General features: G+C 70.2%; 10 protein-coding genes. 4 read left to right on the top strand and 6 right to left on the bottom strand.

What is annotated here, in order from left to right; genetic code table 11:
- From OXG55_06275 to OXG55_06260, 4 genes are all read right to left on the bottom strand, one after another.
- Positions 1-290: hypothetical protein (locus OXG55_06275; protein ID MCY4102852.1), on the bottom strand; the 290-nt coding region annotated here is incomplete at its 3' end.
- A gap of 148 nt (positions 291-438) precedes the next feature.
- Positions 439-804 carry a DUF1828 domain-containing protein gene (locus OXG55_06270; protein ID MCY4102851.1) on the bottom strand — a complete coding sequence of 122 codons (366 nt, stop codon included), beginning with the start codon at positions 802-804 and terminating at the stop codon, positions 439-441.
- Between the two features lie 175 nt (positions 805-979).
- Positions 980-1,366 carry a DUF86 domain-containing protein gene (locus OXG55_06265; protein ID MCY4102850.1) on the bottom strand — a complete coding sequence of 129 codons (387 nt, stop codon included), beginning with the start codon at positions 1,364-1,366 and terminating at the stop codon, positions 980-982.
- Positions 1,363-1,653 (bottom strand): nucleotidyltransferase domain-containing protein, encoded by a 291-nt coding sequence (locus OXG55_06260; GenBank protein ID MCY4102849.1) that lies wholly within the window; start codon positions 1,651-1,653, stop codon positions 1,363-1,365. The genes OXG55_06265 and OXG55_06260 overlap by 4 nt, the downstream gene beginning before the upstream one ends.
- Before the next feature lie 273 nt (positions 1,654-1,926).
- Here OXG55_06260 and OXG55_06255 point away from each other — a divergent pair, with 273 nt between their 5' ends.
- The 4 genes from OXG55_06255 to OXG55_06240 are packed head-to-tail and all read left to right on the top strand — an operon-like array spanning position 1,927 to position 10,107.
- Entirely contained in the window at positions 1,927-6,078 is a 4,152-nt protein-coding gene (locus OXG55_06255; GenBank protein ID MCY4102848.1) for a TIGR02680 family protein, read from the top strand.
- 17 nt (positions 6,079-6,095) lie between these two features.
- Positions 6,096-7,730 carry a TIGR02677 family protein gene (locus OXG55_06250; GenBank protein MCY4102847.1) on the top strand — a complete coding sequence of 545 codons (1,635 nt, stop codon included), beginning with the start codon at positions 6,096-6,098 and terminating at the stop codon, positions 7,728-7,730.
- Positions 7,727-8,872 carry a TIGR02678 family protein gene (locus tag OXG55_06245; protein ID MCY4102846.1) on the top strand — a complete coding sequence of 382 codons (1,146 nt, stop codon included), beginning with the start codon at positions 7,727-7,729 and terminating at the stop codon, positions 8,870-8,872. Before OXG55_06250 ends, OXG55_06245 begins: the two co-directional genes overlap by 4 nt.
- Positions 8,869-10,107 carry a DUF2399 domain-containing protein gene (locus OXG55_06240; protein MCY4102845.1) on the top strand — a complete coding sequence of 413 codons (1,239 nt, stop codon included), beginning with the start codon at positions 8,869-8,871 and terminating at the stop codon, positions 10,105-10,107. The genes OXG55_06245 and OXG55_06240 overlap by 4 nt, the downstream gene beginning before the upstream one ends.
- Before the next feature lie 53 nt (positions 10,108-10,160).
- Here the strand turns inward: OXG55_06240 and OXG55_06235 are convergent, their stop codons facing one another.
- Both OXG55_06235 and OXG55_06230 read right to left on the bottom strand, forming a co-directional pair.
- Entirely contained in the window at positions 10,161-11,474 is a 1,314-nt protein-coding gene (locus OXG55_06235; GenBank protein ID MCY4102844.1) for an RNA-directed DNA polymerase, read from the bottom strand.
- Positions 11,475-11,699: 225 nt separating this feature from the next.
- On the bottom strand, positions 11,700-12,189 hold a 490-nt coding region (locus OXG55_06230), incomplete at its 5' end, for a hypothetical protein (protein ID MCY4102843.1).

The raw sequence follows: 12,189 nt of genomic DNA, 5'->3' as shown, positions 1-12,189 counted from the left end.
TCACAGGAGACCAGGACCAAGTTGGCGACACGATCCGAGCCGCCGGGGCTGATGACGAGCCGCGCGCCGCCCCAGTCGTTGCAGACCAGCGTGACCCGCTGCAGGTCCAGCTCGGCGAGGAACTCGGCGAGGAGGGTGGCGATCGCCGGCAGGGAGAGGTCGGTGCAGGTGTCTACGTCGACCTGGAATGGGTGTCGAAAAAAGAAAGGGACCCCGTGCGTTCCGGGGTCCCGTTGCCGCGGTATTTCCGCTGCATTCGGCTGTCGCCTACTAGCCGAACCGACAGGCATCCCCCACGATAGGCGCGTGGGTCGATGGCCGACACCGGACCCCCAGCACTGCTACCTGTTCAGGTTGTCCCAGTTGACACATCTCGCCGCTAGGCCAATCGCCGCAGGAGCTTCCGGTTGAGGTCCTCCGTCGATTCCAGCGACGAGATCAGGTCTCCCGCGACATCGGAGAGTCTCGCCAGATCGACCCTGGGGATCTCGGTCTGGTCCGCGAAGACGATGACGGACTCGAACTCGAGTCTGTGGCGGTACGTTCGAGCAGCATTCCCCGTGTGCCGGCCAGGAACGAGTCGATGTCGTGCTCGTAGCTGATGTGCATGAGGGTGTGGCCATGGTCCGACAGGCGAAGGCCTCCCGAGGGCGCCGCGGACAGGTGGAGGGGAAAGCCGTCGCCGTCGGGGAACCTGAAGTGGGTTCGCACCATCAGACCGCCGTCCGGGCGTTCATCGACCTGCACGTCCTCACAGAGACGTGCGCACAGCAGATCCCGGAGCGCGCCCACGTCAAGACTCATACAGCAGCCTCGGCTGATCGGGTTCCGGAGAGCTGATCCCTTCCAAGTGGAGGTCGCGGATCAAGCACGCAAAAGCGCCATCAAGCGTCATTCTGTTCGTGTTCCCTCGGACTGGCCCACCCCCCTCGAATAGAACGCGAGTAGAGCAGCCGCACCGAAGGGCAGTTCCGTGGGGCTAGGCGCCGAGCGCCGGCGGCTCGCCGCCAACCCCTGGACCGGCGACGTCCGGGTACGCCCTCAGCGTGGCGGCGAGATCGGGCACTGAGACAGTGATGGCGTCCCACACCAGATCGGGGTCCACCTTGAAATAGGAGTGGGCGATGAAGTCGCGCATGCGTCTCGCCCCGGCGATACCGAGGTCGGGATGCGCGGCCACGAACCGTGCAGAGAGGTGGCCGGCGGCCTCCCCGATGATCTCCAGACGCCGCTCGGCGATGTCGCGCAGCCGCCAACTCGTGTCGAAAGCCTCGCGACCCTCGGCGACGATTTCCGCCAACTTGGCGGCCGCTTCCAGGATATGCTCGACCCGCTCGGCGTCGCGTCGGGCCTCGCGGTCGGTCACAGTGCGATGGCCTCGCGAAACATGTCCGCATGCTTCGGCTCAAGGCTCCCGGTCGAGATCACGTCCACTTCGCCGCCCAGCATCTCCTCAAGGGCGAGTTCGAGGTGCGCCAGATCGAACAGAGAGGCACCCTTGGCGAACGCCACCAGGAAGTCGTAGTCGCTGTCGTCGGTGTCCTCGGCACGGGCCACCGAACCGACCAGGGCAATCGAAGTGGCCTTGTTCGCGGCGGCTGCGGCCAAGATGGCCTCGCGGTGCTCGCCAAGGATGCGGTCCCGGCGGGTCATGACCCCATGGTACCCATGGTCCCGCCACCGGCCCGGCAGCGGTGGTCGACGTTCGGGGCGGTGACGTGGTGTGGCACCTGTTGACGGGTGATGCCCCGGCGACCGGGGCTCGGCTCCGGGACAGCTCGAATCGAAACGAGGCTGTGTGTCGATGCGCGCGCACCCGGCGCTGTACATGAACGATCTTCCAGCCCGCCTACCGCCACGTGTGCGCGGCGACGAAGGCGCAGAGGCGGTCGGTGAGTGTCATACCCGCCCTGTACCGTCACGGCGATGATGGTCCAAGCCGCAGCGGGTGGTGCGCCGAACGTCGGCGGGGAGGTGTCCGATCGGTGGCGGCTGCACCGGGCCGGAATCGTGAACGTGTACCAGTACGAGAACGAGGTTCTGCACTTCGGCGGCGGACGGCTGCTGCTGCGCGGCGTGAACGGTTCGGGCAAGTCGACGGCGATGAACATGCTGCTGCCGTTCCTGCTCACCGCCCGGCCGGGGAGGATCGACGCGGCCGGCGAGCAGGTCGGGATCCTGAAGGCGTGGATGCTCAGCGGGCGTGACGACCCGCAGCCGGTCGGCTACCTGTGGATCGAGTTCGAGCGCCGCGGCGAGTACCTCGCCTGCGGCTGCGGTATCAAGGCCAACCGGCAGTCCGACACCGTCACCACCTGGTGGTTCGTCACCGCGAAGCGTCCCGGCATCGACTTCGACCTGCTCGGAGGCGGCAGCGTCCCGCTCACCGCCGACGGCCTGCGCGCCATCCTCGACGACGGCGAGGTGTACAACGAGCGCCAACGCCGCGACTACCGGCGCGAGATCGAGCGTCGTCTCTTCGGCGGGGCCTCCATCGACCAACACATCGGGCTGGTGCACCTCGTCCGCAGCCCGCGGGTCGGCGATCGGATCGACGTGGACCTCCCCCAGCACCTCACCGACGCGCTGCCGCAACTGTCCGAGGAGGCGCTGGCGGAGGCGGCGCAACCGCTCGACGACCTCGAGGAGCACCGCCGGAACGTCGCGGAACTCGAGCGAACCGTGGCCGCCATCGACGGCCTGCTGGACGTGTACCGCGCCTACTGCGTCGGCGATCTGCGACGGCGGGTCACCGAGGGGCGTGAGCGTCTCGGGTCCCTGCGGCGCCGCAGCCGCGACGAGAAGGCGAAGCGGCGGGCGGCGGCCGAGGCAGGAGCCGAGGTCGGGAGCTTGGATGAGGAGATCGCCCGCCTGGAGCGCGAGGAGAAGCGCCTCCGCAATGAGATCGCGGCGCTTGAGGAGTCACAGGTCTACAGGTCGGGACTCCAGCTGGCGGCCCTTGAGATCCATGTGAAGGATCTTGGCAGCCAGCGCGCCAGGGCCGAGAAGCGGGTCGCCGACTGCGGCAAGCGCGTGAGCGATGAGACCGTGCACGTCAAGGCGACACAGGGTCGCTGCAGGGACGACCTGGAGCGGTTGAACGAGGACTTGGCCGGTGCGGCCCGCCTGGGGGAGCGCTGCCGGTTGGCGCACCGTCCGCCGGGTCCTGCCCGGGTGGCTGAGGTGGACCTCGACGGGCCCGACGCCGCCGAGGAAACCGAAGGGTTCGACGCGACCGAACCGGCCGAGCGTTTCGCCGGCGCGGCCGTGGAGCGCGGCCTCGGTGAGGCCGACGGTGCGCTGGTTCAACGTCGCGGCGACCTCGCCGAGGTCGAGCAGGCCCGGCGACTTCTCGACGAGGCGGTCGAGCGGCAACGCCTCGCCGACTCGGCGCGGGAGACCGCAGAGGTTGCCGCGCGGAACGCCGCCGACCGCCTCGCCGAGCGGACCCGAGCCCTGACGGTCGCACGACAGGAGTGGGCCGAACAGGTCCGGCTCTGGGCGTCGCAGGTAAGTCCGCTCCTGCATGCGGACAGCGTGACGGCGCCCGCTGTGGATGCCCTCGCCGCCGCCGAGGGCGTCGCCATCACCGTGGCACACGAGGATCTTCGGGCCGAGTTGCTGGCGGCCGCCGCCACACTCGTCACCGCCCGGAGCAACGCCGTCGCCGCTCTCCGGCACCGGCTGGCGGACGAACGAGTCGCCGCGGCCCAAGCGCGGGCGGTCGTCGACGAACTCGCCGCCCGGACCGAGCCGGATCCGCCCCGGTTCACCTGGCAGGCCGGCGCGGATCACTGCCTCGCCGACCTGATCGACTTCTCCTCCCACCTCGACGGCACGCGGCGAGCCGGCCTCGAGGCCGCGCTCGAAGCCTCGGGACTGCTTGGCGCACGGCTCGTGGAGAGCGTCGGCGCCGAACTCGCGAGTGGTGAACTCGTGGCAATCGCCGCCGAGGGTGTGTCGAGCCCGCTGAGCGACCTTCTCACCGTCACGGTGCCGGACCGGCTCGTCGGAGTCGTGAACGTCGGCCTGGCCGGCAAGCTGCTCGACTCGATCTCCGCGGACCCCTCGACCGGTGCCGCCACCGCCGCGGGAACCGACGGGAGCTTCCGGGTCGGCGCGCTGGAAGGCAGGCACCGCAAGGAGCGCGCCGAGTTCATCGGCGCCACCGCCCGGCGCGAGGCCCTCGCACGAGACCGGCGCGCCGCCGCCGAGGCGCTGGAGCAGGCTCTCGCTGTCGTCGCCACCACCGAGGCCGAACTGGGCGACCTGGACGACCTGCTCGACGGGGCGCGCCGTCTGCAATCCGAACTCCCCGGCACCGGCGAGATCTCCTCGGCGGCCGGCGCCGTCGACGCCGCAACCGCAACCGCGGAGGAGGCGGAGGACACCAGGCGGGAGGCCGCCGAGCAGGCGGTGGAGGCGGAGCGGGCGGCCGGTGCCGCGTCGGACGAGTTGCGGCGGCGGGCGGTGACGCTGAGCCTGCCGGCCGACCGCGACGGCCTGGCGTCCGTCCGGGCCGACCTGGACGAACTCAAGGCGACCCTGGAACGCTGCCGCTCCCGAAGCGCCGCCACCGCGAGATCCGCGGAGAGCTGGTCGGCGGCCGTCGCCCGCTGGCGATCCGCCAGCGAGGACCAGCGCAACGAGCGGGCCGAACGGGCGCGGATCGGCGAGGAACACGACCGCCAGTACGAGCGCCTCGTCACCATCGAGCGCAGCATCGGCGAGGAGTACCAGAAGGTCGTGGCGGAGCGGGACCGTTGCCGGGCGGAACTGGACGCTGCCGAGACGCGGCTGCCGGCGGTTCGCGAGGACCGGGATGCCGCCGTCGGGCGGCGCGCCCAGGCGGAGGCCGACGCCAAGGTCGCCGCGGAGAGGCGGGCCGAGACCGAGCAGGCGTGCGAGGAGTTGCGCCTCTCGCTGGAGAGGGTGGTGGCGACGCCGGGGCTGCTCCAGGCCGTGGCCGTCCCCGGCGATGAGGGTGCCACCGAGCCGATCGTCGCCGTCCACGGCGGCTCGAAGGGTCTCGACGAGATGCTCGGCGCCATCGAGTGGTTGCTGCCCGCCGGCCCCGGCGGCACCCCCGAGGCCGCCGGCGTCGACATCAACAGCGTGCATGGGTCGCTCCTGCAGCGGCGGGACGCTCTCGGCGCCGGCTGGGACGCCGAGGCGCGTCAGGCGAGCCCCTCGCTGCCTCTTGTCGTCGAGGTCGCCGGGCCGACGGGTCGGGCACCCCTGGCCGAGGCGGCACGGGCGGTCGCCGCGCAACACAGCCAACTCGTCGGGCTGCTCGACCGCAAGCAGGCCGACGCGCTGCGCGAGTTGTTGCAGGGCCTGATCGCCACGGAGATCGCCGAGAAGGTGGATCGCGCCGGTGAGTTCGTCCACCTGATGAACGAGCGGCTCGACAGCGTGGCGACGGCGCACGATGTGGGCGTGCGGCTGCGCTGGCGCCGCTCCCCGGAACTCGACGCGCCGACGGCCCGTATGGTCGAACTGCTGGCCACCCGTCCCGACCTCCGGCTCGAGGAGGACGAGCACGAACTGCGCTCCCTGCTCTCGGTGCGCCTCGACGAAGCCCGGACCCTGGAGCCCGACGTGCCCTACCGGCAGCTCATCGCCGCCACGCTGGACTACAAGCAGTGGCACGAGTTGGCCGTGATGGTGCAGCGCGGCGGCGGCAGCGAGGCGCGCCTCAGCCGCCGCACGCCGCTGTCGGAGGGCGAGAAGAAGATCGTCACCTACCTGTCGCTGTTCGCAGCGGTCGCCGCCTCCCACGACGCGCTCGTCGCCCAGCGGCCCGGCACCGAGCAGGACCGGCTCGGCATCGCCCGGTTCGTGCTCCTCGACGACGCCTTCGCCAAGGTCTCCGAGGACAACCACGCCGCGCTGTTCGGGCTGCTGGTGGACCTCGACCTCGATCTCATCGCCACCAGCGAGCGGCTCTGGGGAACCCACGCCTCTGTCCCGCAACTCGCCATCACCGAGGTCATCCGGGACGCCGACCTCAGGACGATCCTGCTGGAGCACTACCACTGGGACGGCGCCACGCTGGCACGGCGGGAGGCACCTTGAGCGGCGGGGAGCGCGGCGTGGCCCCGCCGGGTGGCACGGGAGACGGCGGCCCGGTCAACGGCGGCCCGGGCGGCGCGGTCGGCGGCGGCACTGGTGGCCCGGCCGGCGATGGTGAGCGGGATCGGGCCAGGCAGCTGTTCCGCTATCTCGGCGGCGAGGAGTGGCAGGAGTACCGGGCGATCCTCAGCGTCTTCGCCGGTACGTTCTTCGCCGAGTTCACCAGCGAGGACGTGGCCGCCCGTCCGGTCGTGGCCGGCGCCGGCCTGGATGCCGAAGCGGTCGCCGCCCGGCTCGAGAGCCTGCGGCGCTGGGGCAACCTCACCGTGTCCTCGTCCATCGGCACGCCGGCGAGCCTCGACGACTACTACCGCAGGCGCAACCGCTACCTCATCACCCGTGCCGGCCAGGAGATCCACGAACTCGTCGAGGGCGTGCTGGCGGGAGTGGACGAGATCGGCGACGTGCAGGCCGGCCGGCTCCGTGACCTTCACCGCGCCCTTGGCGAACTGACGGCGCAGTTGGACGCCGAGGAGGGCGGCGAGGAACTCGCTGATCGCGTGCGGCGGGTATTCGATCTGCACGAGCGCTTCACCAGCGAGCTGACGCAGTTCTTCGCCGAACTGAATCAGTGGCAGAACCGCTACGACCTCGACGCCGACGAGGTGCAGCTCTTCGCCACCGTGCTCGTGGGCTACGTCTCGGAGAAACTCAGCGAGATCGAACGTATGACGCGCCCCATCGCACGCAGCCTCACGGCGATCCTCGGCCGGCTCGACGACCTGCTCCCCGCGCTGCGCACCGGCCTGGCGGCCCGCGTGGACGACGCCGGCCTTGCCGCAAGCGTCGCGGTCCGCCGCCTGAAGGGCACCGACCCCGCGGACTGGGAGCATCTGGCGGCGTGGTTCAGACCGCCGCCGGGACGCCCCTCCCGGCTGGACCAACTCACGCGGCAGGCCGTCGCCGCGGTGCGGACGCTGACCGCCAACGTGACCAGGCTGTCGCGAGCGGGCCTGGGCGCCGCCTCACGGCGCGCCGACTTCGTCACGCTGGCTGGATTCTTCGACCGGGCCACGAGCGCCGGCGAGGCCCACCGGATCGCAGCCGCCGCCTTCGGACTCGGCTCCTGCCGCCGCATCGGGGCGCCGGCGGCCGACGTTGACGATCCGGTCCCCACCGTCACGCCGTGGCGCGAGGCGCCTCGTGCCACGGTCGCCGTGTCCTTGCGGATCCGCGGCGACCGGAGCCAGCGCGGCCTGGCCACGCCGGTGCGCGACCGGCGCACCGAGCGCGCCTGGATTGCCCAGCGGCGCGAGCGGGAGCGCGTCGCCCGCGAAGCCGTCGCCGCCGAATTGCTGGGGTGCGCCGGCGAGGGCGGGCTCCTCGACGGGGCGCAACTCTCGGTCGCCTCCTTCACGCTGCTGCGCGATCTGGTGGGGCGGTCCGGGCACGGCTACTCGCCCGGCGCCGCCGTCCGCGCCGCCACCGCCGACGGCGTGCGCTGCGAGGTGCGCCGCATCGAGGGCGCGCGAACCGTCGTGGAGTGCCCCGAAGGCAGGCTCGCCCTGGGAGGACTGGAGGTCGCGGTCGGTGCCGCACCGGGCGCACCCGAGCCGACGAGGGAACAGGCATCAGCGACCGGAGCCGCGACGTGACCGCGGCAATCGCAGCGGACCCTCAGCGGGCACTCGACCTGCGCGCCGCGGCCCGCCGCCTGGTCACGCGACCGCTGCTGGTGACCGAGGAATACCCGGAGGTGTTCCGGCTGATCCGGCGGCACGAGCAAGTCCTCGACCGTTGGTTCACGCAGCGCTTCGGGTACCGGCTGCAGGTCACCGTCGACACCGCCCGCCTGTACAAGACAACTGCTGTCGCCGGCCGGCGACCGCTGCGCACGACGACCGCGCAGCAGCGCCCGTTCTCGATCCGCGAGTACACCATGCTGGCGCTGGCCTTGGCGGCGGCGGCGGCCGGGCCGAGCGTGATCAGCCTGCGCGACCTGCTCCACGAGGTGCGGTCGGCGGCGACCGACGCCGGTGTGACCGTCACCGACGAGCCGGCCGATCGCCGCGCCCTGGTGACGGCGCTGCGCTGGCTGATCGGCCACGGGGTGGCGGCCGAGATGCACGACCGTGTCGATCGCTACGCCGGCGACGCCGAAGCCGACGCCGTCTTGAAGATCCGCTCCGACCGCGTGGCGCTCCTGCCGCTGCCCGCGCTGCGGAGGGCGGATTCACCGCAGGACTTGGAGGACCGGCCCGAGCGGTCGACCGCATCGCGCCAGTGGATGCGCGCCACGCTGCTGGAAGAGCCGGTGCTCTACCGCAGCGACCTGAGCGACGACGAATGGGGCGAACTGCGACGCCGTCTCGGCGAGGAGTCGGCCATCTTCGAGGAGATGTTCGGGGTGCATCTCGAGGCCCGCGCCGAGGGCATTGCCGTCATCGATCCCGGCGACGGGCTGACCGACAGCCGGTTCCCCGCAGGCGGCACCGTCGGGCACGCCGCCCTACTGCTCCTCGACCGGCTCATCGAGGCGGACACTGCCACGATGCCGCGAGACGCCCTGGTGGAGGAGGTCCGGTCGCTCGCCGCCGAGCGGCGCCGGTACTGGTCGCAACTGGCGGAGGATCCGGACCGTCTGACCGGCGAGATCCTTGACCTGCTCGAGGACCACCGGCTCGCCGAGGTCGACGCCGGCACCGTCCGGCTCCTCCCGGCAGCGTGGCGCTACCGCGCCGACGTTCAGGTCGACGCCGAGACGGACGACGGCATCGAGCAGGTCTCCCTGTTGTGATCGATCGCGACGTACCGGAATCGTTGCTGGCCCCCGGCCTGGACGAACTCTGGGCGGCGGTTCGCCGGCGGCTCGACCGCAACGGGCCGCACTGGCGCGGTTCGATCACCCGCCCGGACCTCGACCGGGCGAGCGACTTGAGCCTCGCGTCGCTGCTCGGGCGCAGGCCCCCGCGGCGACTCGACCTCGCAGCGCTGGAGACGGAGCTCGTGCGGCGCAACGTCGGGGACGACCTTTGCGACGCGATCAGCCGCCTCGGCCACCCTCCGTCGGCGGCCGAGGCGGAGCGGCGGGCCGCGCAGGCCCGCGCCCGGACGGCCCGCGCCGCGCTGGCCGGCGCCATCGAGTGCTGGGGGGAGCCCTGGGCGCCGGAGTGGGCCGCCGACGTGCAACGCTCGGGGATCATCGGTGGCCTCGACAGCGAAGCAGTCGCCGGCCTCGCGGCGGACGTGCGACGACTGCTCGATCACCTTGAGGGGTTCGCGCCCGAGGGCGCCTGCCGCACCGAGATCGCCGCGACCCTGTTCGGGTCGGCGCACGCCCTGGACCGCGGCCGAAAGCTGGCGACAGCCGCAGAGAGCGCTCTCCGTCACCGCATCGGCGGGACGGGACGTCAGGGCCGGGACCTCTGGGAGGCAGCGGGAGTCCTCGCGGATCGGGTGTCGGCGCCGGTCCTCACCTGGGCGCTTCCGGCGACGGGCACCTCCCCGCTCGATGCTCAGATCCGGGCGGCCACATCGGGGGCACTACCCGTCCACCTCAACCTCGTGGCCCTGCAGAAGTATCCGGTCGGTGTGCCGGCCGGCACACCGGTCCTGGTCGTCGAGAACCCGCGGTTGGTCGAGGCAGCCGCCGAGCGCCAGCAGCCGGGCGGCGTGGTCACCACGAACGGCAACCCCACCACCGCGGTCCGGACCCTGCTCGGCCAACTGCAGTTCTCCGGCGCTCGCCTCCTGTACCACGGCGATTTCGACGCAGCGGGCCTCGCCATCTGCCGCCGCATGCACGCCGACGGCTGCGAGCCGTGGTTGATGGACGCATCGGACTACGAGGAAGCCATCGCGATGGCCGCACAGTCCGCTGTCCGGCTGGAACGCGAATCCCGGGATTGCGGACCCACCCCCTGGGATCCGGCGCTACAGGAGGCCGTCGAACTCCACCGGCTGATCGTCCACGAGGAATTCGTGCTCGACCGCGTCCTCGATCGCTTCAGTTCAAGCACTCTCACCGACTGAGCGTGGAGCGCCGGCTCATCTGGCCGGCGCGGAAGCCGACTATGCATGACCCTTCAATCGAGTCGAGCGAGGCTTGGCTCAAGGTCAGGATCGACCGATCGAAGCTTTCGGTGCCAGCAGGATCGCCTCGACGGAGTCGACGTGTCTGCGGGCAGTGTCAGGGCGAGGGCTCGTCGAACGGAGAAGTCGCCAATGTTGCATGCGTATTCGACGGCGTGTTCTGGCCTACGTGCCTCGGAGGATCCCCAAGCCTTGGCCGCCCATGCCCGGAGTGGGGCGTGGTGTCCCAGACTGCCGTCGGCAACGACTTTGTCCAGGCGTTCGCCGTGTTCTTTGCCCAACCGAATCTGGCTGGCAACGCGACAAAGATGGAGTTTGCCTGCGACAGATCGAGCAGCCGGACGCGCCGTCGCTTGTTCAACGAGCCAGTCACGGTCAATCTGATTCCGGGTCTTCCGGGTGTGAGCCAGGGCCCAGAGATACTGCCCAGCATGTCGAGGCAGCTCGTCCATCATGTGGGGATACTCATAGAGCAGGTCGAGTCCAAGGGCACTCCCTTTGTGACGGAGCGAATCTAGGTGAAAGCCAACGACGTTCCAGTCGGGTTCGTCTCGATCGAGTTCCTCGCGGATTTCTTCAACTGATCCCTGATCTGTTCTGTCCGGGGCGCCGGGGGAGGTTAGGTATGCGATACGTAGGTGATGGATGGCGTTCTCTGCACCTTCGCTGCCCTTCGGGTGGATCGCGACCTTGGAGGGGTTGACTCGAAGGCCGACATCTGAGACTGATGAGACGTAGATGTCGAACACCTCCGGCCAGTCGCTCTCGGCCAAGAGGAAGATCCAACTGTCGTCCGTATACCGGACGTGGCCGAGGGAACGACACGAGATTGCCCTGTCAAGTCCCAGGAGGACGACGTTTCCCAGTACCCCTGATGCCTCCGGCCCGATTGGCAGACCCCGTGGCGTGCCCATCGGCGAGAGCTCGCGAAGGAACCCACAGATGAGTCTCGCGGCGCCACGCGGCGAGGCGATCTGGCACAGGGCATCCATGAGGACATCTGGGGCAATCGACGGGTAGTAGTGCTTCACGTCAGCGACGCCAAGCGCGTCACATCGCTCGTCCGCGAGAAGCGCCCTTCCGCGATCACGCATCAGGTCGAAGGACTTGTTGCGATTCTTGACTGACCATCCTGGTGGCTTGGTCGCGAGTCGGTGGCTGAACACGTCTCGTCCGAGTGCCGTGTCGATTGCGGTGACAACACGTCCGGCCAAGATCCGAAGGTAGAGATCGTCATACGGATTGAGCCACGCCAGCCAGCGGAGTTCGTTCGTACCGGGTTTCGGAAGCGGGAACGTGTGGCCCACCGAGGGGCAGCGACCTTCCCGCAAGCGGCTGATCAGGCGCCGACGCACCAACTCGGGGGCCGGATTGAAGTCGGCCCATCCGTTGAGGTCCGGCAGATCCCGCCTATGTGTCCAATCGGCGCCGGCCCGCAAGTTGGTTGAGACTTCGTCCAACGTCGGCTGGTGGCCGCCGTCGTAGGAACATGAGGAGCCCACAATTCCTCCTTTCAAGTTGCACCGTTGTAGTTAGGCCGACCGTACCTTGGTTGGGCGTCGAAACACACTCCGACCTGCTCTCGCTCGCGCATCCCGTTGAGATCCACAGATCCCGCGAGCGAGTGCACCCGATGTCCACAGGTCGTCCCCGGCGGTGATCTCGGTCTCGGTCGCTTGCGGAGCGTCTGAGACGTGGCGGCGAGGACGTGGACCCTCGGTCGAGCCATCGGAAGACCTTGCCGCGCTCACGTCTGGCTGATCGAGGAGCGGTTGAGGTCGACCTTCGATTTCGACGTCGGCGTCTCGTGGGGGGATCACCTTGCCGGTGGCCCGGCCGATGCGCACGTAGCCGGCTCCGCTCACATGGGCGAACACCCGATGTTCCGGTTCGAGGTTGCGCAGCGGCTTCCAGTACCACGATCCGCTGCCCGCGTTGAGGGAGCCGTACTTGTGGGCGATCGGCCGGCGGGGATCGCCCGGCTCGGCCCGACCGAGGATCACGTAGAAGTCCCGGCCGTTC

Source organism: bacterium (assembly GCA_026708055.1).
GTDB lineage: Bacteria > Actinomycetota > Acidimicrobiia > Acidimicrobiales > CATQHL01 > VXNF01.
This window is presented reverse-complemented; position numbering and strand designations above follow the sequence as displayed.

Bases quoted from the DNA above. Each gene is read 5' to 3' on its own strand.
- OXG55_06270 (MCY4102851.1), bottom strand. From the start codon at position 804: ATGAGTCTTGACGTGGGCGCGCTCCGGGATCTGCTGTGCGCACGTCTC.
- OXG55_06255 (MCY4102848.1), top strand. From the start codon at position 1,927: ATGATGGTCCAAGCCGCAGCGGGTGGTGCGCCGAACGTCGGCGGGGAG.
- OXG55_06260 (MCY4102849.1), bottom strand. From the start codon at position 1,653: ATGACCCGCCGGGACCGCATCCTTGGCGAGCACCGCGAGGCCATCTTG.